Source organism: Pseudonocardia charpentierae (assembly GCF_031845345.1).
Taxonomy (GTDB): domain Bacteria; phylum Actinomycetota; class Actinomycetes; order Mycobacteriales; family Pseudonocardiaceae; genus Pseudonocardia; species Pseudonocardia charpentierae.
In genome coordinates this window covers 131,281-154,299 of sequence record NZ_JAVREJ010000011.1, presented here as the reverse complement: position 1 = coordinate 154,299, position 23,019 = coordinate 131,281, and the positions used below count along the sequence as shown (strand labels likewise).

At 73.1% G+C, this 23,019-nt stretch carries 20 protein-coding genes; 8 read left to right on the top strand and 12 right to left on the bottom strand.

From position 1 onward, the window contains the following. Window positions 1-18: 18 nt before the first annotated feature. Complete coding sequence (gene ilvN, locus RM445_RS16915) at window positions 19-525, bottom strand: acetolactate synthase small subunit (RefSeq protein WP_311557491.1); 507 nt, start codon at window positions 523-525, stop codon at window positions 19-21. Continuing rightward, window positions 525-2,498, bottom strand: a complete 1,974-nt coding sequence (locus tag RM445_RS16910; protein ID WP_311557404.1) for an acetolactate synthase large subunit — start codon at window positions 2,496-2,498, stop codon at window positions 525-527. Before RM445_RS16910 ends, ilvN begins: the two co-directional genes overlap by 1 nt. Before the next feature lie 273 nt (window positions 2,499-2,771). Between RM445_RS16910 and RM445_RS16905 the strand changes: the two genes are divergently transcribed. Further along, complete coding sequence (locus tag RM445_RS16905) at window positions 2,772-3,158, top strand: PH domain-containing protein (RefSeq protein ID WP_311557403.1); 387 nt, start codon at window positions 2,772-2,774, stop codon at window positions 3,156-3,158. 149 nt (window positions 3,159-3,307) lie between these two features. Next, a complete protein-coding gene (ilvD, locus tag RM445_RS16900) occupies window positions 3,308-5,149 on the top strand; it encodes a dihydroxy-acid dehydratase (protein ID WP_311557402.1) in 1,842 nt (613 codons plus the stop codon). Window positions 5,150-5,158: 9 nt separating this feature from the next. On the opposite strand, the gene RM445_RS16895 is transcribed toward ilvD, so the two are convergent. Beyond that, window positions 5,159-5,788: a DoxX family protein gene (locus RM445_RS16895; RefSeq protein ID WP_311557400.1), complete on the bottom strand. Its 630-nt coding sequence runs from the start codon at window positions 5,786-5,788 to the stop codon at window positions 5,159-5,161. A 182-nt stretch (window positions 5,789-5,970) separates the two neighbouring features. Between RM445_RS16895 and RM445_RS16890 the strand changes: the two genes are divergently transcribed. After that, window positions 5,971-7,116: a PQQ-dependent sugar dehydrogenase gene (locus tag RM445_RS16890; protein ID WP_311557399.1), complete on the top strand. Its 1,146-nt coding sequence runs from the start codon at window positions 5,971-5,973 to the stop codon at window positions 7,114-7,116. 131 nt (window positions 7,117-7,247) lie between these two features. Next, window positions 7,248-7,757 (top strand): bifunctional nuclease family protein, encoded by a 510-nt coding sequence (locus tag RM445_RS16885; protein WP_311557397.1) that lies wholly within the window; start codon window positions 7,248-7,250, stop codon window positions 7,755-7,757. A gap of 81 nt (window positions 7,758-7,838) precedes the next feature. Here RM445_RS16885 and gatB read toward each other — a convergent pair whose 3' ends face one another. The 3 genes from gatB to gatC are packed head-to-tail and all read right to left on the bottom strand — an operon-like array spanning window position 7,839 to window position 11,172. Then, the gene (gene gatB, locus RM445_RS16880) at window positions 7,839-9,338 is read right to left on the bottom strand and encodes an Asp-tRNA(Asn)/Glu-tRNA(Gln) amidotransferase subunit GatB (protein ID WP_311557395.1); all 1,500 of its coding nucleotides are present in this window, start codon (window positions 9,336-9,338) and stop codon (window positions 7,839-7,841) included. Then, window positions 9,335-10,843 (bottom strand): Asp-tRNA(Asn)/Glu-tRNA(Gln) amidotransferase subunit GatA, encoded by a 1,509-nt coding sequence (gatA, locus tag RM445_RS16875; RefSeq protein WP_397469336.1) that lies wholly within the window; start codon window positions 10,841-10,843, stop codon window positions 9,335-9,337. The genes gatB and gatA overlap by 4 nt, the downstream gene beginning before the upstream one ends. Then, complete coding sequence (gene gatC, locus RM445_RS16870; RefSeq protein ID WP_311557393.1) at window positions 10,843-11,172, bottom strand: Asp-tRNA(Asn)/Glu-tRNA(Gln) amidotransferase subunit GatC; 330 nt, start codon at window positions 11,170-11,172, stop codon at window positions 10,843-10,845. Before gatC ends, gatA begins: the two co-directional genes overlap by 1 nt. Before the next feature lie 274 nt (window positions 11,173-11,446). Here gatC and RM445_RS16865 point away from each other — a divergent pair, with 274 nt between their 5' ends. Further along, a complete protein-coding gene (locus RM445_RS16865; protein ID WP_311557391.1) occupies window positions 11,447-12,103 on the top strand; it encodes an ACT domain-containing protein in 657 nt (218 codons plus the stop codon). Further along, a complete protein-coding gene (locus RM445_RS16860; RefSeq protein ID WP_311557389.1) occupies window positions 12,103-13,302 on the top strand; it encodes a helix-turn-helix domain-containing protein in 1,200 nt (399 codons plus the stop codon). The genes RM445_RS16865 and RM445_RS16860 overlap by 1 nt, the downstream gene beginning before the upstream one ends. Before the next feature lie 24 nt (window positions 13,303-13,326). Here RM445_RS16860 and RM445_RS16855 read toward each other — a convergent pair whose 3' ends face one another. The 6 genes from RM445_RS16855 to RM445_RS16830 all read right to left on the bottom strand — a co-directional run bounded on the left by RM445_RS16855 (window position 13,327) and on the right by RM445_RS16830 (window position 21,196). Beyond that, entirely contained in the window at window positions 13,327-14,496 is a 1,170-nt protein-coding gene (locus RM445_RS16855; RefSeq protein WP_311557388.1) for a fatty acid desaturase family protein, read from the bottom strand. Between the two features lie 24 nt (window positions 14,497-14,520). Next, window positions 14,521-15,606: a ferredoxin reductase gene (locus tag RM445_RS16850; protein ID WP_311557386.1), complete on the bottom strand. Its 1,086-nt coding sequence runs from the start codon at window positions 15,604-15,606 to the stop codon at window positions 14,521-14,523. 159 nt (window positions 15,607-15,765) lie between these two features. Next, window positions 15,766-16,485, bottom strand: a complete 720-nt coding sequence (locus RM445_RS16845) for a 3-keto-5-aminohexanoate cleavage protein (protein ID WP_311557384.1) — start codon at window positions 16,483-16,485, stop codon at window positions 15,766-15,768. A gap of 115 nt (window positions 16,486-16,600) precedes the next feature. Further along, complete coding sequence (gene ligA / locus RM445_RS16840; protein ID WP_397469335.1) at window positions 16,601-18,958, bottom strand: NAD-dependent DNA ligase LigA; 2,358 nt, start codon at window positions 18,956-18,958, stop codon at window positions 16,601-16,603. Window positions 18,959-19,110: 152 nt separating this feature from the next. Then, the gene (locus RM445_RS16835) at window positions 19,111-20,241 is read right to left on the bottom strand and encodes a uroporphyrinogen decarboxylase/cobalamine-independent methonine synthase family protein (RefSeq protein WP_311557486.1); all 1,131 of its coding nucleotides are present in this window, start codon (window positions 20,239-20,241) and stop codon (window positions 19,111-19,113) included. 136 nt (window positions 20,242-20,377) lie between these two features. Next, entirely contained in the window at window positions 20,378-21,196 is an 819-nt protein-coding gene (locus RM445_RS16830) for a DUF1206 domain-containing protein (protein WP_311557382.1), read from the bottom strand. A gap of 213 nt (window positions 21,197-21,409) precedes the next feature. Here RM445_RS16830 and RM445_RS16825 point away from each other — a divergent pair, with 213 nt between their 5' ends. Next, window positions 21,410-22,501: an alpha/beta fold hydrolase gene (locus RM445_RS16825; protein WP_311557380.1), complete on the top strand. Its 1,092-nt coding sequence runs from the start codon at window positions 21,410-21,412 to the stop codon at window positions 22,499-22,501. 125 nt (window positions 22,502-22,626) lie between these two features. Next, window positions 22,627-22,998 carry a DsrE family protein gene (locus tag RM445_RS16820; protein ID WP_311557379.1) on the top strand — a complete coding sequence of 124 codons (372 nt, stop codon included), beginning with the start codon at window positions 22,627-22,629 and terminating at the stop codon, window positions 22,996-22,998. Window positions 22,999-23,019 lie beyond the last annotated feature (21 nt).

Sequence of the window (23,019 nt, the reverse complement as noted above, 5' to 3'; positions counted from 1 at the left end):
AGAAGATTCAGGGAGTGTCTAGCGGACGGCGGTGGCCGTGATGGAGCGGGGCCCGCGGCCTACGGCGACCATGCCGGACTGCACCATCTCGCGGATGCCGTAGGGCTCGAGCATGCGCAGCAGTGCTGTGATCTTGTCCGACGTGCCGGTGGCCTCGACCGTCAGCGACTCGGGCGAGACGTCGACGACCTTGGCGCGGAACAGCTGGACGGTCTCGAGCACCTGGCTGCGCACCGTCGCGTCGGCGCGCACCTTCACCAGCAGCAGCTCGCGCTGCACCGACTGGGTCGGCTCGAGCTCGACGATCTTGATGACGTGCACGAGCTTGTTGAGCTGCTTGGTCACCTGCTCGAGGGGGAAGTCCTCGACGGAGACGACGATGGTCATCCGCGAGACGCCCACCTGCTCGGTGGGGCCGACCGCGAGCGACGCGATGTTGAACCCGCGGCGGGAGAACAGCCCGGAGACGCGGGCGAGCACGCCGGGCTTGTCCTCGACGAGCACCGAGAGCGTGTGCTTCTCCATCATCGCGCCTCCTCCTGCGCCTGATCGTTCCGGGAAGACTGCGCGTTGACCTGCGCGGTGACGGCCGACTCGGTGTCGACGTCCGCGACCAGCTCGTCGCCGTCGAAGAGCGGCCGGATGCTGCGCGCGGCCATCAGCTCGTCGTTCCCGGTACCGGCCGCCACCATCGGCCACACCTGCGCGTCCGGTCCCACCACGAAGTCGACGACGACCGGCCGGTCGTTGATCGCCATCGCGTCGCGGATCGTCTTGTCCACCTCGTCACGCGACTCCGCCCGCAGCCCCACACAGCCCATGGCCTCGGCCAGCAGCAGGAAGTCGGGGATGCGGTGCTTGTGCGTGCCGAGGTCGGTCTGGGAGTAGCGCTCCCCGTAGAACAGGTTCTGCCACTGCCGGACCATGCCCAGGTTCCCGTTGTTGATCACGGCCACCTTGATCGGGATGCCCTCGATCGCGCAGGTGGCGAGCTCCTGGTTGGTCATCTGGAAGCAGCCGTCGCCGTCGATGGCCCAGACCACCGAGTCCGGGCACGCGACCTTGGCGCCCATCGCGGCGGGCACCGCGTAGCCCATCGTGCCCAGGCCGCCCGAGTTGAGCCAGGTGCGCGGCTTCTCGTAGCCGATGAACTGCGCGGCCCACATCTGGTGCTGGCCGACGCCCGCCGCGTAGATCGCGTCGGGTCCGGCGATCTTCCCGATCCGCTGGATGACGTACTGCGGGGACAGCGACCCGTCGTCGGGCCAGTCGTAGCCCAGGGGGTAGGTGTCCCGCCAGGAGTGGAGCTGCGTCCACCACGCGGACAGGTCCGCGGTGCCGCGCTCCCGCTCGGCCGCGACGGCGGTCAGCAGGTCGATCAGGACCTCCTTGCAGTCGCCCACGATCGGGACGTCCGCCCGGCGGTTCTTGCCGATCTCGGCCGGGTCGATGTCGGCGTGCACGATCTTCGCGCCGGGCGCGAAGGTGGAGAGCTGCCCGGTCACCCGGTCGTCGAACCGCGCGCCGAGCGCGATCAGCAGGTCGGCCTTCTGCAGCGCGCCGACCGCCGAGACCTTGCCGTGCATGCCGGGCATCCCGACGTGCTGGGGGTGGCTGTCGGGGAACGCACCCAGTGCCATCAGCGTGGTGACGACCGGGATGTTGGTCAGCTCGGCGAGCGCCAGCAGCTCCGCACAGGCCTCCGCCTTGAGCACGCCGCCGCCCACGTACAGCACGGGCCGCTGGGCGGCGGTGATCAGCTTGGCGGCCTCGCGGATCTGCTTGCCGTGCGGCCGGGTCGTCGGCCGGTAGCCGGGCAGGCGCAGCTCCGGGGGCCAGGTGAAGGTCGTCTTCGCCTGCAGCGCGTCCTTGGAGATGTCCACCAGCACCGGGCCCGGTCGGCCCGTCGACGCCAGGTGGAACGCCTCGGCGATCGCCCGCGGGATCTCCGCGGCGTCGGTCACCAGCATGTTGTGCTTGGTCACCGGCATGGTGATGCCGGTGATGTCGGCCTCCTGGAACGCGTCCGTGCCGATCAGCGGGCGGGCGACCTGCCCGGTGATCGCGACGACCGGCACCGAGTCCATGTGCGCGTCGGCGAGCGGGGTGATGAGGTTGGTCGCCCCCGGCCCGGACGTCGCCATGCAGACCCCGACCTTGCCGTTGGCCTGCGCGTAGCCCGTCGCCGCGTGTCCTGCGCCCTGCTCGTGGCGGACGAGGACGTGCCGGACCCTCGTGGAGTCCAGGAGCGGGTCGTAGGCCGGCAGGATGGCGCCGCCGGGGATCCCGAAGACCACCTCGCAGCCGGCCTCCTCGAGCGAGCGCACCAGCGACTGGGCGCCGGTCACCCCCTCCTCCTCGATACGCACGGGGTCGGCGTGGCCGGAATCGGCGTGCCCGGAGTCGGTGTGCGCGGTGTCGGTGCGCCCCGGGTCGGTGCGCGGTGGCGGCGCCGGTTTCGGCGGTCCGGGGACCGGGCGGGGCGTTGCGGTGGTCATGGGGCTGGCCTCGGCTTCAGGATCGAGTAGGGGTCCGGGCAGAAAAAAACCCTCGACCGCCGGATGCGGCGGAACGAGGGTGGCGCGTCGACGGGGGACGTCCTCAGGCGTCGACGCGCCTGGGAAGTACGAGGAAACCGCGGACGGACATGACGCGGAGGTTAACGTCCGTCTCGGGCCAGCGTCAAACCAGTGGGAGGCGTTGCCCGGATGCTGGGACACCGCACGCGCGACGGAGGTGCCGTCCGTCCAGGTACGCGGCACCATGAAGCGGTGAGCTCTCCCGCCACGCCGCGCGCCGTGTTCCGCGTCTCCCCGCTCATGGTCCTGTTCGCCCTGTTCCTGTCGGTGTGCGCGATCCCCGTCGCCTTCAACGGCCCGTACCTGTGGCTGATCTACCTGGTGCCCCTGGCCGTCGTCGCGTGGACGCTGCGCACCCGCACGGTCGTCGACGCCGACGGGCTCCGGGTGCGACGGCTCGTCGGCGGTCGGCGCGTTCCGTGGGACGCGGTCGGCGGCCTGCGGGTCGACCGCCGCGACGGGGTGCACGCGGTGTTGACCGGGGGCGGTGAGGTCGCGCTCCCGGCCGTCCACACGCGTGACCTGCACCAGCTCGCGGTGGCCAGCGGCGGCCGGGTGCCGGACCCCGCGGCAGAGTGAGTGCACGAGTCGGTATGTCCTGACTCGCGCGTGACCGGCGCGTACCGTGGACGGCGATCAACCTCGGACGGGACCGTGGCGTCGACCCGTGCCGTCCGGGCCACCCTCGCAGCGGCTCCCGGCGGCTGCCTGACCGGCTGGAGACCGACGTGCCGGCCCTTCGTTCCCGCGTGACCACCCACGGCCGCAACGCCGCCGGAGCCCGCGCCCTCTGGCGCGCCACCGGCATGGGCGACGACGACTTCGGTCGCCCCATCGTCGCGATCGCGAACTCCTACACCCAGTTCGTGCCCGGTCACGTGCACCTCAAGAACATGGGCGATCTCGTCGCCGGGGCGATCCGGGAGGCGGGCGGGGTGCCGCGGGAGTTCCACACGATCGCCGTCGACGACGGCATCGCGATGGGGCACGGCGGGATGCTCTACTCGCTGCCGTCGCGCGAGGTGATCGCGGACGCCGTCGAGTACATGGTCAACGGGCACGCGGCCGACGCACTCGTGTGCATCTCGAACTGCGACAAGATCACGCCAGGCATGCTCAACGCCGCCATGCGGCTCAACATCCCCACGGTCTTCGTCTCCGGCGGCCCGATGGAGGCCGGCAAGGCCGTGGTCGTCGACGGCGTCGCCCACGCCCCGACCGACCTCATCACCGCGATCTCCGCGTCGGCGTCGTCGCAGGTCGACGACGCCGGGCTCTCCGTGGTCGAGCGCTCCGCGTGCCCGACCTGCGGGTCGTGCTCCGGCATGTTCACCGCCAACTCGATGAACTGCCTCACCGAGGCCCTCGGGCTGGCCCTGCCGGGCAACGGCTCGACGCTGGCCACGCACGCCGCGCGCCGCGAGCTGTTTCTGGAGGCCGGGCGCACGGTCATGGCCCTGTGCCGCCGCTGGTACGACCACGACGACGCCTCGGCGCTCCCCCGCAACATCGCCACGCGAGACGCGTTCGAGAACGCGATGGCGCTCGACGTCGCGATGGGCGGCTCCACGAACACCGTGCTGCACATCCTGGCCGCGGCGCAGGAGGGCGAGATCGACTTCGACCTCGCCGCGATCGATGCCGTCTCCCGACGGGTCCCCTGCCTGAGCAAGGTGGCCCCGAACGGCGACTTCCACATGGAAGACGTGCACCGCGCCGGCGGGATCCCCGCGATCCTCGGCGAGCTGTGGCGGGCCGGCCTGCTGAACGAGGGCGTGCACACCGTGCACTCCCCCTCGATCGAGGCGTGGCTCGGCGAGTGGGACGTCCGCGCCGCCGCGCCGTCCGAGACGGCCGTCGAGCTGTTCCACGCGGCGCCGGGCGGCGTGCGCACGACCGAGGCGTTCTCGACGGAGAACCGCTGGTCGTCGCTCGACACCGACGCCGCCGAGGGCTGCATCCACGACGTGGCGCACGCCTACACCGTCGAGGGCGGCCTGGCCGTGCTGCGCGGCAACATCGCCCCCGACGGCGCGATCATCAAGTCCGCGGGCATCCCCGAGGAGCTGTGGCACTTCGAGGGCCCGGCGCGGGTCGTCGAGAGCCAGGAGCAGGCCGTCGAGGTCATCCTCGGCAAGCAGGTCCAGCCCGGCGACGTGCTGGTGATCCGCTACGAGGGCCCGTCCGGCGGACCGGGGATGCAGGAAATGCTGCACCCGACGGCGTTCATGAAGGGCACCGGGATGGGCAAGGTCTGCGCGTTGATCACGGACGGCCGGTTCTCCGGCGGCTCGTCGGGCATCTCGGTGGGTCACATCTCCCCCGAGGCGGCCGCAGGCGGCGTGATCGGCCTCATCGAGGACGGCGACCACATCGTGCTCGACGTCCACCAGCGCCTGATCGAACTGCAGGTCGACGACGAGGTGCTGGCCGAGCGGCGGGCGAAGATGGAGGCGTCGGAGCGGCCGTGGCAGCCGCGCGACCGCGACCGCCCGGTGTCGAAGGCGCTGCGCGCCTACGCGGCACTGGCGACGAGCGCGCACACGGGCGCCGTCCGGCGCGTCCCGTAAAGGACGACCTCAGCGCTGGCGGAGCAGGAAGTACACCGCCAGCGCCGCGGCGACACCGATGATCAGGAAGAGCACGCCCCACGGGGCGGGGCGGCGGTTCCAGGTGCGGCCGTTCTCCAGGGCGACGCGGCCCGCGCCGGTCAGCACCAGTGCGGCGGCCCCGAGCCCGAGCACGACCTCCAGCTCGACCGAGGCCGCCCCGGGCGGACCGGCGATGAAGAACCCGTTGACCGCCTTGAGCAGCACCGCGTTGATCATCAGAGCCAGCAGGCCGGCGGCGGCCAGCGGTGTGAACAGCCCGAGGACGACGGCGGCGCCGCCCACCAGCTCGGTCAGCGCCGTGACCCATGCCAGGACGTTGACGTTGCGGAACCCGAAGGCCGTCAGCGCGTTGCGGAGGCCGGTCATCCCGACACCGCCCCACAGCCCGAACACGTGCTGCATGCCGTGCGCGAAGAACACGCCGCCGACGGCGAAGCGGAGCAGGAGCAGCCCGAGGTCGGCGCTGGGGTTCCAGGTCAGCTCCCGGCGCTTCGGGCGGTCCAGCGGCTGGGTGGTCGCACCGCCGAGGCCGAATCCCGACCCCGAACCGGAAGCCCCGGGGTCGCTGTCGAACAACGAGGTCTGCTGGTCACTCATGGCTCTCCCTCGCCGCCCGCACGTTCCCACCCTAGTGCTCTGCGGACCCTAGTACCCGTCTTCGACCAGGTTGGACGGTGTGTCGCCGGGTCAGCCGTGTCGGGTCCGATCCATTCAGCGCCGAGCCATGACCGCACGTTACTCACCGGCCGCTCACCCGCCCCGCCCTAGCGTGGGGGTCGATGATCGGACGGGTGCGGCGCGCGGTCGCGGGGGTGGCGCTCGCCCTCGCGCTGACGAGCTGCGCCACCTTCCCCGACGCCGGCCCTCGCGACTGGCGCGAGAAGGTCGAGGGGGCGGGCGAGCTGGGCGGCCCGCCGCTCGTCCCCGACCCCGGTCCTCCCAGCGAGGAGCAGGGCTCCCCGCAGGACGCCGACCCGTCCACGACCCCGGAGCCGACGGGGTGCGACGACCCCGACCTGCAGGTGGTGGCCACCTGCCTCTCCCCGATATCCGCGGTGGCGGTGCTGCCGGACGCGCGGACCGCCCTCGTCGCGGAGCGGACCACCGGCCGGGTGCTGCGGGTGCAGCGCGGGATGGATCCGGTGCTGGTGACGACCGTGCCGGTCGACGCGAGCGGAGGTGGCGGGCTGACCGGTCTGGTGCTCTCCCCCGGCTACGCCGAAGACCGGCTGGTCTACGCCTACGCCACTACGGCCGAGGACAACCGGGTGCTGCGCCTGGCACCGGGTGAGGAGCCGAAGCCGGTCCTGACCGGGATCCCGCGCGGGCCCCGGGACAACGGGGGTGCGCTGGCGACCGACCGCCGCAATGCGCTGCTGATCGCCACCGGCTCGGCCGGGCTCACCGCGGACGCCGGGTCGCTGGCCGGGAAGCTGCTCCGGATCGACACGCTCGGCCGGCCCGCCTCGGACAACCCGGACCCGGCGTCGCCGATCTTCAGCTCCGGCCTGCGTGCCCCGGGCGGGGTCTGCACGGACGGCAGCGCGATCTGGATCACCGACCATCCCGGCTCCCGGGACGTGCTCTACCGGGCGACGCCGGGCGTGCTCGGCGACCCGGCCTGGTCCTGGCCGGACCGGCCCGGCGTCGCGGGGTGCGTGGCGCAGCCCGGGCTGCTACTGGTGGCGCAGACGGTGGCCCGCTCGGTGTTCGTGCTGCGTCCCGACGACAACGGCACGTTCACCGGCGCCCCGGAGACCCTCCTGGCGAACCGGTACGGGCGCCTGGCGGCGGCCGCGACGGCGCCGGACGGACTGCTGTGGCTGGGCACCACGAACAAGGGTTCGAGCGGAAAGGTCGTGCCGAGCGACGACCGGGTGATCCGCATCCAGCCGCCGGCGGGCGGGGGCGAGTCGCGGCAGTAGGCCCCGCGCCGGCGTGCCTGGAAGGCCACCTTCATGTCACCAGGCGTCAGGAAGGTGGCCTTCCAGGCACCACGAGCCTTCGTCTCAATGTGAGATCGCCGCCCGGGGCGTCGCGGGACGACACTGCCGGGATGCGGGCCATGCGCGTGCTCCGGCTGGTCGTCCACGGGCGGACGCGCGAGCCGGTGCTGCTGCTCGGTGAGGCCGATCCGGGAGAAGGCGGGGGCCGGTGCGTCCCGGTGTTCCTGCGCCGCGCCCAGGCCGACGTCATCGCGCTCGGCCGCCGCAGCGGGACCGACCCGCTGCTCCCCCAGGACGTCGTGATCCCGCTGCTGCGCGGGCTGGGGCACACGGTGGACGGCGCGGAGGTCACCTCCCTGACCGACGGCGTCTTCGAGGCGGTTCTGGTGTGCGACGGCGACGTCCGCGTCCCCGTGCTGCCGAGCGACGCCCTGGCCGTGGCGGTACGCGAGGGCCTGCCGATCGCGATGGCGGAGGAGATCCTCGACGAGGTCGGTCAGCCGGTCGCGGAGCTCTTCCCGGACGGCGGAGCCGCGCCGCCGGAGGAGCAGGTGCAGGAGATGCGCGAGTTCCTGTCCGACGTCTCGCCGGACGACTTCGCCGACCCGCCGCGCCCCTGACCGGATGTAGCGAAAGCGGCGTTCGGTGCACTCAACGCACCGAAAGCCGCTTTCGCTACGTCGGTCGGGACGTGCCCGGCGCTAGGAGCAGCGCTCGATCACCAGTTCGCGGACGCGCTTGGCGTCCGCCTGGCCCCTCGTCGCCTTCATCACCGCGCCGACGATCGCCCCCGCCGCCGCGACCTTCCCGCCGCGGATCTTCTCCGCGATGTCCGGCTGCGCGGCCAGGGCCTCGTCCACCGCGGTGACCAGGGCGCCGTCGTCCGACACGACCTTGAGGCCACGGCTCTCGACGACCTCGTCCGGTGCGCCCTCCCCGGCCAGCACGCCGTCGACGACCTGGCGCGCGAGCTTGTTCGTCAGCTGCCCCGACGCCACCAGCGCGGCCACCCGCGCCACCTGCTCCGGGGAGATCGGCAGGCCGACCAGCTCGACACCGCGGACGTTCGCCTCCTGGGCGAGGTACGAGACCCACCACGACCGGGCCTCGGCGGGCGATGCGCCTGCCGCGACCGTGTCCGCGATCAGGTCCAGCGCACCCGCGTTAACCAGGTCGCGCAGCTCCGCGTCGCTCAGGTCCCACTCGGCCTTGATCCGGGCGCGCCGCGCCCACGGGAGCTCCGGCAGCGTGGCGCGCAGCTCCTCCACCCACTCCGCGGACGGCGCGATCGGCACGAGGTCGGGCTCCGGGAAGTACCGGTAGTCCTCGGCGGTCTCCTTGCGGCGGCCTGCGCGCGTGGTGCTCGTGGCCTCCTCGAAGTGCCGGGTCTCCTGGACGACCTTCTCGCCCGCCAGCAGCACGCCGGCCTGCCGCGACATCTCGTACCGGACCGCCCGCTCGACCGACCGCAGCGAGTTCACGTTCTTGGTCTCGGAGCGGGTGCCGAGCACGCCGGAGCCGCGCGGCGAGAGCGACAGGTTCACGTCGCAGCGCAGCGAGCCCTGGTCCATCCGCACGTCCGACACGCCGAGCGCGCGCAGCAGGTCGCGCAGCGCCGTCACGTAGGCCCGGGCGACCTCGGGCGCACGCTCCCGCGTCCCTGGGATCATCTTCGTGACGATCTCAATCAACGGGACGCCCGCGCGGTTGTAGTCGAGCAGCGAGTACTCCGCGCCGTGGATACGCCCGGTGGCGCCGCCGACGTGCAGCGACTTCCCGGTGTCCTCCTCCATGTGGGCGCGCTCGATCTCCACGCGCACAGTGGTGCCGTCGTCCAGCGGGACGTCCAGCCAGCCGTTCACGGCGATCGGCTCGTCGTACTGGCTGGTCTGGAAGTTCTTCGGCATGTCCGGGTAGAAGTAGTTCTTCCGCGCGAAGCGGCCCCACGGGGCGATCGTGCAGTTCAGCGCCAGCCCGATGCGCATCGCCGACTCGACCGCGACGCGGTTCACCACCGGCAGCGAGCCGGGAAGACCCAGGCAGATCGGGCAGACCTGGGTGTTCGGCTCGGCGCCGAACTCCGTCGGGCAACCGCAGAACATCTTGCTGTTCGTCGACAGCTCGACGTGCACCTCGAGCCCGAGCACGGGGTCGAAGCGCTCGACGACCTCGGCGAAGTCGACCAACGTCGGCGCGCTCATCGGGAGACCTCCAGTGCGGGCACCCGCTGGATCAGCGGGGTGTCGTCGTCGGCGTCGCGCGCGGCCTCGTACGCCGCACCGACCCGGTACATCTGCGCCTCGCCCAGGGCCGGGGCCATGATCTGCAGCCCGGCCGGCAACCCGTCCTCCTCGGCGAGCCCGCACGGCACCGACATCGCGGCAATGCCGGCGAGGTTCGTCGGGATCGTCGCGAGGTCGTTGAGGTACATGGCCAGCGGGTCGTCCACCTTGTCGCCCATCGGGAACGCCGTGGTGGGCGCCGTGGGCGAGACCAGCACGTCGGCCTGCTCGAATGCCGCGGCGAAGTCGCGGGCGATCAGGGTGCGGACCTTCTGCGCCTGGCCGTAGTAGGCGTCGTAGTAGCCCGACGAGAGCGCGTACGTGCCGAGGATGATCCGCCGCTTGACCTCGGGGCCGAACCCGGCCTCGCGGGTGAGCGCCATGACCTCCTCGGCCGAGGCGCCGCCCGCGACGCGCAGGCCGTAGCGCATGGCGTCGAACCGGGCGAGGTTGCTCGACACCTCGCTCGGCAGGATCAGGTAGTACGCGGCCAGCCCGTACTCGAAGTGCGGGCAGCTGACCTCGACGACCTCGGCGCCCAACTTCTCCAGCCGCTCGACGGCCGCGCGGTACGCCCGCTCGACGCCCGGCTGGTAGCCCTCGCCGCCGAGCTCCCGGACCACACCGACCCGGACGCCGCTCAGGTCGCCCGACGCCCCGGCGCGCACCGCCTCGACGACCGAGGGCACCGGCGCGTTGATCGACGTGGAGTCGAGCGGGTCGTAGCCGCCGATGATCTCGTGGAGCAGCGCGGCGTCGAGCACCGTCCGGGCGCAGGGACCGCCCTGGTCCAGCGATGACGCGCAGGCGACGAGGCCGTAGCGGGAGACGCCGCCGTAGGTGGGCTTCACGCCGACCGTTCCGGTCATCGCGGCGGGCTGGCGGATCGAGCCGCCGGTGTCCGTCCCGATGGCCAGCGGCGCCTCGAAGGCCGCGAGGGCCGCGGCCGAACCGCCACCGGAGCCGCCCGGGATGCGGGTGGTGTCCCACGGGTTGCGGGTGGGGCCGTAGGCCGAGTACTCGGTGGACGAGCCCATCGCGAACTCGTCCATGTTCGTCTTGCCCAGGATCGTGATCCCGGCGGCGCGCAGCCGCGCCGTGACCGTGGCGTCGTAGGGCGGCCGCCAGCCTTCGAGGATCTTCGATCCGCAGGTGGTGGGCATGTCGGACGTGGTGAACACGTCCTTGAGCGCGAGCGGGACTCCGGCCAGCGGGGAGGCGGGCGGAGTGCCGGCGTCGAGCGCGGCGTCGACCAGCGATGCCGACTCGAGCGCCGCCTCGCCGGCGACGTGCAGGAAGGCGTGCACCGTGCCGTCGACGGCGGCGATCCGGTCCAGGTGCGCCTGGGCGGCCTCGACCGCCGAGACCTCCCGCGAGTGGATCTTCTCGGCCAACGCTGCGGCGGAGAGACGGGTGAGCTCCATCAGGCCTCCTCCCCCAGGATCTGCGGCACGCGGAAGCGGCCGTCCTCGGCGGCGGGCGCACAGGCCAGGGCCTGCTCCTGCGTGAGGCCGGGGCGGCGCTCGTCCGGGCGGAAGACGTTCACCAGCGGCACGGCGTGCGACGTCGGCGGGATGTCGCCTGAATCGGACCCAGGACGGGCGACCTCGCCGACGCGCGCGACGGCGCCGAGGATGACGTCGAGCTGGCCGGCGAACAGGTCGAGCTCACGGTCGGTGACGGCGAGCCGGGCGAGCCGGGCGAGGTGCGCGACCTCGTCCCGGCTGATCGTGCCCGGGGAGTCGGCGGACATGTCCCTCCTACGGACGTTGCGGGCACCGGAAGGGCGCCCGTCACTACAGCCTAGGCGCGGAGGCGGACGCGCCTCGCAGACCTCCCCACGGCCGCTGTCAGCAGGGCATGATCGACTCTCGGTGCGGTGACCGTCACGCTGCTGTTGCATCCGGGGCGCCTGCGCCTGACAGAATCGGCAGTTCCGCCGCAGCAGCCGTGCCGACGCGCACGGCGGGGCACGCGGCGTTCGGAGGCCGGAGGGCCTCGTCGATCTCATCGAGAGGGTGTGCCGCGTGTCGTTCCTGCTGCGGGTGGTCCTACCGGACAAGCCGGGCAGCCTGGGAGCCGTGGCGACCGCGCTCGGCAATGCGGGCGCAGACATCCTGGGCGTCGACGTCGTCGAGCGGGCCGACGGCCACGCCGTCGACGACCTGGCCGTGGAGCTGCCCTCCGGGCGCCCGCCCGACGTGCTGATCACCGCTGCCGAGTCGGTCCCCGGCGTCGAGGTCGAGTCGGTCCGGCCGCACTCCGGGCGCCTGGACACCGCGCGCGAGCTGGCGCTGATCGAGGAGATCACCAACGACCCCAAGGAGGGGCTCCCGCTGCTCGCCGAGGGCGTGCCGCGGATCTTCCGGGCCGGGTGGGCGATCGTCGTGGTCCGGGAGGGCACCCGGTCGTACCGGCTCGCCCAGAGCACGGCCGCGCCGGAGACGGTGGCGGCGGACCTGCCGTGGCTGCCGCTGGAACGCACGGTGGTGATCGACCCCGAGGTGCAGTGGGTGCCCACTCCCTGGACGGCGCTGGACACCGAACTGGCCGCCGCTCCGCTGGGGCTGGCACCGCGGGCGCTGGTCGTCGGCCGCCCCGGAGGCCCCGCGTTCCGCCCGTCCGAGCTGGCCCGCCTCACGCACCTGACCGGGATCATCGCGACGGTGCTCACGGAGAGCTGATGGACCGACCGTGGGCGAGGGTGCCCGACTGGGTCGGCCCCGCGCTGCGTCCCGAGCTCCTCGGCGCGACCGAGGAGATCATCGCGGCGGTGCGGGCCGGCGTGCCGGAGTACGCACGGCCGTTGGAAGGACGCTTCGGCCGGCGGATCACCGAGGGCGTCTCGGTGGCGCTCAACCAGTTCGTCGACCTGCTCGGCGTCGACGCCGCTCCCGGTGATCTGCGGGTCTACCGCGCCCTGGGCCAGCTCGAGCACCGCGAGGGGCGGACGCTCGCGGCCCTGCAGTCGGCCTACCAGGTCGGCACCCGGACGGCGTGGCGGCGGATCGCGGGCAGCCCCGCCGCCCGGCAGCTGCCCCCGGAAGTGATCTTCGCGCTGGCCGAGGCGCTGTTCACCTACGTCGAGCAGCTGGGGGCCGCGTCGGTGGCGGGGTGGGCGTACGAGGACGCGCGCAACGCCGGATCGGTGCAGACCCGCCGGCACGCCCTCGTCGAGCTGCTTGCCCGGCAGCCGTCCGCGCCCGTCGCCGAGGTGGAGCGGGTGGCAGCGGCCGCCGCCTGGCGGCTGCCCGAGCGGCTGGTCGCGCTGGTCGTCGAGGAGGCCGTGGCGGTCGCGGCGCGCCTGCCGGGCGCCATCGGCGCGAACCTGGACCCGGTGGGGGTCGCGCTCGTGCCCGTGCCGGAACGCCCCGTGCCTGGTCGCACCGCCTGGCAGGACCGGGTGACGATCGCGGTGCGCGATCGGCCCGCGGTGCTCGGGCCGGTGGTCGAGCTGGCCCGGGCGAGCCGGTCCGTCGCCCGCGCCCAGGCCGCGTGGCCCTTGCACGTCGCCGGCCTGCTGGGCAGGGCGCAGGCCGGTCTGATCCGGGCGGACGAGCACCTGCTGGCACTGCTGCTGGCCGCCGAGCCGGAGCTGGCCGCGGAGCTGTGCGAACACGCGCTGGCCCCGCTGCACGCCCTGCCGGCGGGGGCAGGAGCCCGGGGCGAGCAGACGCTACGGGCCTGGCTGGACGCCCACGGCGACGTCTCGGTGGCGGCCGCGACCCTCCACGTGCACCCGCAGACGGTGCGGTACCGGCTGGCGGCGCTGCGCGAGGTGTTCGGCGACGCGCTGGACGACCCGGGGGCGCGGCTGGAGGTCGCGATCGCGCTGCGGATGACCCACCCGGCACCCCCGGACGCGACGGACCCGCCCTCCTGATCCAGGAGAGCGGGTCCGCGAGCCTCAGCCCGCCAGACGGACCGGCTGCTGGGTCTCCGGGATCTCGGAGCGCACCGGCAGCGCCGCGATCGAGCGGGTCCGGTGCGCCAGTGCTGCGCGCTGCTCCGCGCGGCGCGGCAGCGCGTAGCGGGAGATCTTGCGCAGCACGGTGCCGTACTGCTTCGTCAACGGGCCGGTGGTGTAGTTCAGCCCGTAGCGCTTGCAGATCTCGCGAACCCGCGGCGCGATCTCCACGTACCGGTTGCTCGGGATGTCCGGGAAGATGTGGTGCTCGATCTGGTGGCTCAGGTTGCCGGTCATGGTGTGGAAGACCGGGCCGCCCGAGAGGTTCGCCGACCCCATCATCTGCCGCACGTACCACTGGCCGCGGGTCTCGCCCTCGAGCTGCTCCTCGGGGAAGGTCTCGACGCCCTCCGGGAAGTGCCCGCAGAAGATCACAGCGTGCGCCCAGAAGTTGCGCACGGTGTTGGCCACCAGGCTCGCGGCGGCGCTCGCCAGGAACCCCTTGGGACCGGACATCGCCGGGTAGAGGATGAAGTCCTTCGCCAGCTGGCGGCGGGCCTTGCGCCACAGGCGCATGGCGTCGGCCCTGAAGGCCGCCTTGGACTTCTTGCCCTCTGCGACAAGGTCGAACTCGAGGTCGTAGAACGCCACACCCCACTCGAAAAACGCCGCGAGCAGCTGGTTGTACACCGGCTGCATCAGGTGGGCGGGGTGCCACTCCTGGTCGGCCGAGACGCGCATGATCGAGTAGCCGAGGTCGCGGTCCTTGCCCAGCACGTTCGTGTACGTGTGGTGCTCGAAGTTGTGCGACTTCTTCCAGCCCTCGGACGCGCAGGCGTGGTCCCACTCCCACGTCGTGGAGTGGATCTTCGGGTCGCGCATCCAGTCCCACTGGCCGTGCATGATGTTGTGGCCCAGCTCCATGTTCTCCAGGATCTTGGCCACCGACAGCGCCGCTGTTCCCGCGATCCACGCCGGCGGGAACTTCGCGAAGAGCAACAGGCCGCGGGCGCTCACCTCGAGGGCGCGCTGCGTCCTGATCACCTTGTGGATGTAGCGGGCGTCGCGCTCGCCCAGGCTCGCGACGACCTCGGCGCGCAGCGCGTCGAGCTCGGCGCCGAGCGCCTCGATCTGCTCGTCGGTCAGATGGTCTGCGGTGAGAGTGGCCACGGTGTCTCGCTGTCTCCTAGATCTCTACAGTTCGATTTCGACGTCGCCGGCTGCGCCCGACACGCAGGTCCGCACCGGTTCCCCGGGGGTGTCGTGGAGCTCGCCGGTGTGCAGGTTGGTCACGGCGCCCGACAGCAGGCGCCCGACGCAGGTGTGACAGATGCCCATGCGGCAGCCGTTGGGCAGCAGCGCCCCCGCGGTCTCGCCGGCAAGCATCAGCGGCTCGCCGGGAGCCGCCTCGGTCTCGACCTTGCTGGTGGTGAAGCGGACCCGGCCGCCGGTGCCGGCTCCCGCGGCCGGGCGGGGGGCGACGAACCGCTCGACGTGCAGCACGTCCGCATCGCCGTGGCGGTCCCACCAGTCGCCCAGGTCGTCGAGCAGACCTGCCGGACCGCACGCCCAGGTCTTCCGCGCGGCCCAGTCGGGCACGAGGCAGGTCAGGGCGTCCGGGGTCAGTCGCCCGTCGAGGGCGGTGTGCCGCTCGACGAGCCGCATCCCGGTCGCCGAGGCGAGTGCCCGCAGTTCCGCCCCGAAGACGACGTCCTCCGCGGTCCGGTCGCAGTGCACGGCGACGGCACCGGCGAGTGAGTCCGGCCGGGTCGCCGCGAGATGGCGCAGCATCCCCATCACAGGGGTGATGCCGCTACCGGCGGTGACGAACAGCAGCTTCTCGGGCACCGGCTCGGGCAGCACGAACTCGCCAGCCGGCGGGCCGAGCCGCAGCACGGTGCCCACGGGCGTCGCGTGGGCCAGCGCTCCCGAGACGGTCCCGCCCGGGATCGCGGTCACGGTGACGGCGAGCAGGCGGTCGTCGGGCCGCGACGTCGCCGAGTACGTGCGCCAGTGCCACACCCCGTCGAGCCGGGTGCCGACGCCGACGTACTGGCCGGGCCGGTGCCTCTGGCGGCGCGGTCCGGTCTGGATGAGCAGCGTGCTGGTGTCGGCGGTCTCCCGACGCACCGCGACGACCCGACCGGCCGGCTCGGTGGTCGACCAGACGGGATTGAGCGTGCCCAGGATGTCGTCGGGCAGCAGCGGCGTGGTCAGCAGGTTCGCGACATCGCGCGCCCGCGCCGCCGCGCGGCTTCCGATCTCCCGCCAATGCACCATGCCACTCACGGTATTTGAGCGGACCGACGGATTGCCACGCCGCGAACCACGCCAAGCGGGCGAGTTCCGTTGCAAACACCAAAATTAGTTGCAGGCTTTCTGGGTACGCCCCCTGCATCCGGCAGGTGTCTGCGCGCCCGGCGCGTCGTGCAGTGTCGCTCAGACTCTGATCTGTTGCGCGGCCCTCACGAGGTCGTCGTTGCCGGTGGCGAGCCAGCCGTCGGGCCGCTGGAGCACGTCTTCGAAGCCGATGCGGGTGTCCTGTTTGGTGCGCAGTGCGTACTCCAGCACCGGCCAGGCGCCGCCCTCCTCGCCGTGCAGGAGGACCGGGACCGACAGCTTGCCCAGCGCCCGCAGGATCCGGACCGACTCGGCGACGGCGGTGTCCGGGTCCGTCACCGTCGACTCGGCGAGCACCCGCGTCGTCATCGGCGGGATCCCCTTCTTACGCAGCGTGACCGCGTCGCCGCTCGTCCACACGCCGAGCTCGACGCCGATCCCGACCGACGCGGCCGCGTTGCAGATCTCGACCCAGCCCAGTTCGTGCACGTTCACCGAGCAGAAGTCGGGCTTGGCCAGGCCGAGTCGGCCCCATGCGAGCACGGCCTCGATCCGCAGGCGGGGATCGGGCTGGATCCAGCGGCCGGTGGTGACGCCGATCTCCATCGACGGAACCTCCGTGCGGATCGCCGCGACGGCGTCGCCGACGTGCACGGGTTCGAGGGTCTCGAGGGTGTCGGGCCCTCGCGGGTGCACGTGCACGGAGGTGATGCCGAGGCGGGCGACGGCGCGTGCGTCGCGGGCGAGGTGGCGGGCCTGCACCGGGAGCGCCGGGTGCGCGTCCTCCGGACGCGAGCCGTTGAGCGCCGCCTGCAGCACCGCACACCGTCCTTCCGGTCCGCCCCGTCACCCTGACACGACAAGACTAACCGCCAAGCGCGACACCCGAAGATCGACACGGCCTGTAATCACAGGCTCTTGGGTCACGGCTCTGTCAACCGCCGATTGTGGCCACCTCCCGCGCCGCCTCGGGCCCGCGCTCGAGCAGGACGCGGAAGCCCGATTCGTCGAGGAGGGGGACACCCAGCTCGAGCGCCTTGTCGTATTTCGACCCCGGCGCGTCGCCCGCGACGACGAACGCCGTCTTCTTCGACACCGATCCCGCCGCCCGGCCCCCGCGCGACATGATCGCCTCCTTCGCCTCGTCGCGGGAGAAGCCCTCCATCGAGCCGGTGACGACGATCGAGAGGCCCTCGAGGGTGCGCGGCACGGAGGTGTCGACCTCGTCGACCATCCGCACGCCGGCCGCCCGCCAGCGCGCGACGACGTCGCGGTGCCAGTCGACGGCGAACCAGTCGCGTACCGCCGCGGCGATCGTGGGGCCCACCCCGTCGACGGAGGCGATCGGGGCCAGCGCGGCGGCGACGGCCCTGGTCCGGGCGCGGACCGCGTCGCGGGCGACCTTGGCCTCGGCGGCGGCTCGAGCGTCTGCCTCGGCCTCCTCCGCGGCGGCCCGCTCGGCCTCGGCAGCGGCGGCATCCCCGACGGCCGTCTCGTCCGGGCCGGCGACAGCTGTCACCGATGCGGTCTCTGAACTCGGGGCGGGGACGTCGCCGTCCTCGGCTGAGTCCGGCTCCCCCGCCGCGCCGTCCGACGTGAGCGCCACTCCCGCCGCCTCGGTGTCGCGCGCCGCCTGCTCCGCCGCCGCCTCGATCACGTCCAGCGAGCCGAACTCCCGCGCCAGCGCCTGTGCGGCCGTCGGCCCCACGTGCCGGATCGACAACGCCACCAGCACCCGCCACAGCGGCCGGTCCTTGGCGGAGTCGAGGTTGTCGAGCAGCTTGCGCCCGTTCGCCGACAGCGCGCCCGCCTTGGTGCGGAACAGCTCGACGCGGAGCAGGTCGTCTTCGGTCAGGGCGAAGACGTCGCCCTCGTCCTGCAACACCCCCGAGGTCAGCAGGGCCGTCGCCGCCTCGTAGCCCAGCACCTCGATGTCGAACGCCCCGCGGCCTGCGAGGTGGAACAGCCGCTCACGCAGCTGCGCGGGACACGAGCGCGCGTTCGGACAGCGCAGGTCGACGTCGCCGGCCTTCTGCCGGGCCAGCGCCGTGCCGCACTCCGGACAGTGGGTGGGCATCACGAACGCGCGCTCGGTGCCGTCGCGGGCGTCGACCACCGGCCCGAGCACCTCCGGGATGACGTCGCCGGCCTTGCGGATCACCACGCGGTCGCCGATCAGCACGCCCTTGCGCCGCACCTCGTCCGCGTTGTGCAGGGTCGCGAGCGACACCGTCGAGCCCGACACGGTGACCGGCTCCATGAACGCGAACGGCGTGACCCGCCCGGTGCGGCCGACGTTCACCCGGATGTCGAGGAGCTTCGTGGTGGCCTCCTCGGGCGGGTACTTGTAGGCGATCGCCCAGCGGGGCGCGCGGGACGTGGCGCCGAGCCGGCGCTGCAGCGCCACCTCGTCCACCTTCACCACCACGCCGTCGATCTCGTGCTCGATGTCGTGGCGGTGCTCGCCCCAGTACGTGACGTGCTCGAGCACCTCGCCGACGCCGTGGCGGACCACCGTGCGGTCCGACACCGGCAGCCCCCACGTCCGCAGGGCCGCGTAGGCCTCCGACTGGCGCCGCGGGTCGAACCCGATCCGCTTGCCGAGCCCGTGGCAGATCAGCCGCAGGTGCCGCGACCCGGTGACGCGCGGGTCCTTCTGGCGCAGCGAACCCGCAGCGGTGTTGCGCGGATTCGCGAACGGCGGCTTCCCGGCCTCGACCAGCGACGCGTTGAGCGCCTCGAAGTCGGCCAGCCGGAAGTACACCTCGCCCCGCACCTCGACCAGCTCGGGCACCGGGAACTCGGCCGTGCCGGTGAGCCGCTCGGGGACCTCCTCGAGAGTGCGCATGTTCAGCGTGATGTCTTCGCCGGTGCGGCCGTCGCCACGGGTCAGAGCGCGGGTGAGCACGCCGTTCTCGTAGAGCAGGTTCACCGCGAGCCCGTCGATCTTCAGCTCACAGAGGTACGACACCTCGCCGACCTCGCGCGCGACCCGCTCCGCCCAGGCGCGCATCTCGTCCGGGGAGAACGCGTTGTCGAGGCTGAGCATCCGCTCCAGGTGGTCGTGCGCCGTGAAGTCCGTGGAGAACTTGCTGCCGACCTTCTGCGTGGGCGAGTCGGGCGTCGACAGCTCCGGATGTTTCTCCTCGAGCTCCACCAGCTCGCGCCACAGCGTGTCGAACTGCCCGTCGGAGACGATCGGCGCGTCGAGCACGTAGTAGCGGAACTGGTGGTCGGCCACCTCGGCAGCCAGCCTCGCGTGCCGCTCGCGGGGGTCGGTGTCGGTGCTCACGACGGTGAGGCTAACGAGGGCCACCGACATTCTCAGCCGGGCGAACCGGCTGTCGCCCGGGTCCACCCGTGAGAGCAACGTGAGCGCTGCGGTCGGGCCCGGAGAGGACCGTGGTGTTCACCTCACGAGCAGAGCGCGGTGGATGCGGCGGGTCACCAGCTCTCCGGCGGGTCGACGAACGCCTTGCCGAGCTCGCGGGACAGCGCCATCGCGCGGCGGGCCCAGGCCGATGTGGCGCCGGCCAGCCCGCAGGTGGGGGTGGGGACGGCGAGCTCCCCGAGGCGGGACCGGTCGAAGCCGAGGCGATCGGCCAGATCGAAGGCGCGCCGGGCGACGGTCCGCAGGGCAGCCGACGAGTCCGGGGACGTGGAGCGCGGGTCGTCGGAGCGCGGGTCGCGCGGCTCGGGGCGGCTCGACCCGGCCTCCACAGCGCCACCGCGCCGCGGCACCGCTGGGACCAGCCCGAGCAGCAGCGGGATCCCCTCATCCCACACCTCGCCCAGCGCGTCCAGCGCCGCCGGGACCGCGGTCGGGCCGCTCACCGCGGGCAGGGTGGCGTCGATCCCGATCCCCGCCACCCCGGTGGCGGCGAGCAGCCGGACCGGTGGGTCCACTGCGCAGCAGTGCACCACCACCGGTGCGCCGATGGCGGCGATGAGGTCGCGCAGCAGGTCCTGGGCGTCCGGGGCCGCCACGGACCGGACCGTCCCCCAACCCGACGCCGTCGGCAGCCTCCCCTCGAGCACCGCGGGCAGGCTCGGCTCGTCGAGCTGGACGAGCACCCGCGCGCCGGTCCGCTCCGCGATCTCCGCGACGTGGGCCCGCAGCCCCTCCCCCAGGCTGCCGGCGAACTCGCGGACGGCGCCCCGGTCGGTGAGCACCCGGTGCCCGGTGTGCAGCTCGACCGAGGCCGCGAGCGTCCACGGCCCGGCGGCCTGCACCTTCACCCACTCCGGCCGCGGGCCTGCGCACGCGGCGTCGAGGGCGTCGATGTCGAAGCGCAGGAGGTCCAGCGCGCGCCGGTGGTCGCGGCCGGGCCGCGCTGTCACCCGCCAGCCGGTGGGCACGACCTCGACCGCGAGGTCGACGAGCAGCGCGGCGGTCCGTCCGATCATGTCGGCCCCGACCCCGCGTGCGGGCAGCTCGGGCAGGTGCGGCAGGAGCGGCAGTTCCCCGACGACCGTGCTCGCAGCCTCGGTGACGTCCGTACCCGGCAACGAGCCGACCCCCGTCGCCGCACCCGCGGGCCAGCGGACCCGCTCAGGAGCGGGTGCGTCGGGCAGGTCGTCGGGGCCGGCGATCACCAGCGGGCCGGGCACCGTGGTGCCCGGCGCGGCACCGGCGAGGCCGGCGGCGGCCAGCGCGGCCTCGAGGTCGGGATCGGTACTCACGGGCCAGGTCTACCAGCGTGCGGTCGCCCTACTCCGCGCGGTACCGCGCGTCGAACAGGCAGTAGACGGCGAAGACCGCCAGCCCGGCTGCGAGCAGGAGCAGCAGCACGGGCCCGAACGGCTGCTGGGCCAGCGCGCGGATCCCGGCGTCGAGGCCGACAGGGGCCGCGCGGTCGAACCGGATGGCCGCGCCGACCAGCAGCACTCCGGCCGTCGCACCCGCGACCCCGAGCACCGTCCAGCCCACCGTGCCGAGCACGACGACCAGGCGGCGCAGGCGGGCGGGCGGCGCCAGTTCGCGCATGAAGGCGCGGCGTACGCCGTGCACGACCGCGTACCCACCCGCCGCGAGGACCGCGACCCCGACGAGCCCCACCAGGAACCGTCCGCCTGGCAGGCCGAACAGCACGGCGACGACCGACTTGCTGAACGAGTCGCCGCCCTCGGCCTGCGCGATCGCGGCCGCCGATCGGGCCAGCACCGCGAAGACGACGGCCTCGCCGACCGCGAGGGCGATCCGTCCGGCCCCGCTCCGCTCCCGGAGCGCGGACACCGCGTCGACGAGCCGCACGACCACCAGCGCGACCAGGGTCGCCACGACCACCCACAGCAGCATCCGGCCGACCCCGGTCTCGGCGATCTCCTGCAGCGCGCCCTTCTTGTCGGCACGCTCGCGCTGCCCCAGAGCGACCTGGGCGATGAGGCTCGCCAGCACCAGGTTGACCAACCCGTACGCGACGAGCCCGACACGGGCGGCCACCCGCACCGGCTTCGCGGCCTGCTCGGCGACGTCGCCGGGACGCACCTGCTCGCCGACCGGACGGTCTCGAGCACCGGACTGGGTCACGGCGACCTCCTCGGCGTGGTGACGCGCGAAGAGTGCCCGAAAGGCCGGATTCGCGCCAACCCGGCCTGCGTCGCCGTGTCAGCAAGGCCACCTTCAGGGCGCCAGGCGTCTGGAAGGTGGCCTTGCTGGCATGAGGAGCGCGCCGACGCGGACGTGGTCCGGAGCGCGCCCGGACGGTGGTGGACGTCCTCGACGGAGCACTACGCTGCGGGAATGTCGCGGCCGGCCCGGGTGGACGGCGCGCCGCCGCAGGACGTCCGGTTCTGCCGCAGCGCGGACGGCACGCGCATCGCCTACGCCGTCCACGGGTCCGGTCCGCCGCTGCTGCTCGCGGCCTGTTGGCTCAGCCACCTCGAGTTCGACTGGCAGAGCCCGGTGTGGCGGCACTTCCTGCTCGACCTCGGACGGGTCGCGACCGTGATCCGCTACGACGAGCGTGGCAACGGGATGTCGGACTGGGACGTCGCCGACTTCGGCCTGCCCGCCCGCGTCGCCGACCTCGAAGCCGTCGCCGACGCCGCCGGGTTGGACCGGTTCGCCATGGTCGGCATGTCGCAGGGCGGGCCGGTGGGTGTCGCGTACGCGGCCCGCCATCCCGGGCGGCTGTCGCGCCTGATCCTCTACGGCACCTACGGGCGGGCCATGGACCAGACGGACCCGCAGGCCGTGGAGCTGGAACAGACGTTCCGGCAGATGATCAAAGTCGGCTGGGCGCGGCCCGACAGCACGTTCCGACGGGTGTTCACCAACCTCCTGATCCCGGGCGCGACCGCCGAGCAGGCCGGTTGGCTCGACGACCTGCAGGCCCGCGCGACCTCGACCGAGAACGCCGTGCTTGCCCGCGCCGGACGGATGCAGGCCGACGTCCGCGACCTGCTGCCGGGGCTGACCGTGCCGACCCTCGTGCTGCACGCGCGCGGCGACCGCATGATCGATTTCTCGCTGGGCCGCGAGCTGGCCGCGCGGATCCCGGGCGCCCGCCTGGTGTCGCTGGACAGCGACAACCACATCACGCTGGCCGACGAGCCGGCGTGGCCGGTGTTCGTCGACGAGGTCACGGCCTTCCTGACCCCCGACCGGGTCTCCGCAGGAACTCCCGCCGGCGCGCTGCGCTCGCTCACCGACCGCGAGGTCGACGTATTGCGCCTGGTCGGGCAAGGCCGGGACAACGCCGAGGTCGCGCTGGCGCTCTCCCTGAGCGTCCGTACCGTCGAACGCCACCTGACCAGCATCTACGCCAAGCTCGGCCTCACCGGACGGGCGGCGCGCGCCGCGGCGGTCGCCCGGCTGCTCGCCGCAGGCTGAGCCTGCGTGCCGACCGCCACGAAGGCGCGGTCCGACGGCACGAGGTCGGCGGCTGACGCGGAATCGGCCGCCCCTTCGGATCCCGACACTTGTCCTCGGTAGCCCACCGACGAATCGAGGACGAGATGAGCACCATCCCCGGCAAGGCCGCGATCAGCCTGAGCACCGGACTGGAGGACGCCGAGCGGGTCACGGTGGCCTTCCTCATGGCCGTCGGCGCCGCCGAGCAGGGCCGCCCGACGATGATGTTCCTGACCAAGGAGGCGGTACGGCTCGCCGTCCCCGGGGTCGCCGTCGGCACCGCCTGCGACGGCTGCCCCCCGCTGCCCGAGCTGATGGACCGCTACGAGCGGGCCGGCGGCCGCTACCTCGTGTGCCCGATCTGCGTCAACGCCAAGAAGATCGACTCCGGCACCCTGATCGCCGGGGCGGACATGGGCGGGACCGTGCCGCTGTGGCAGTGGATCGGCGACGGCGCCACGACGTTCAGCTTTTAGCCCTCAGCCGGGGCGACCTGC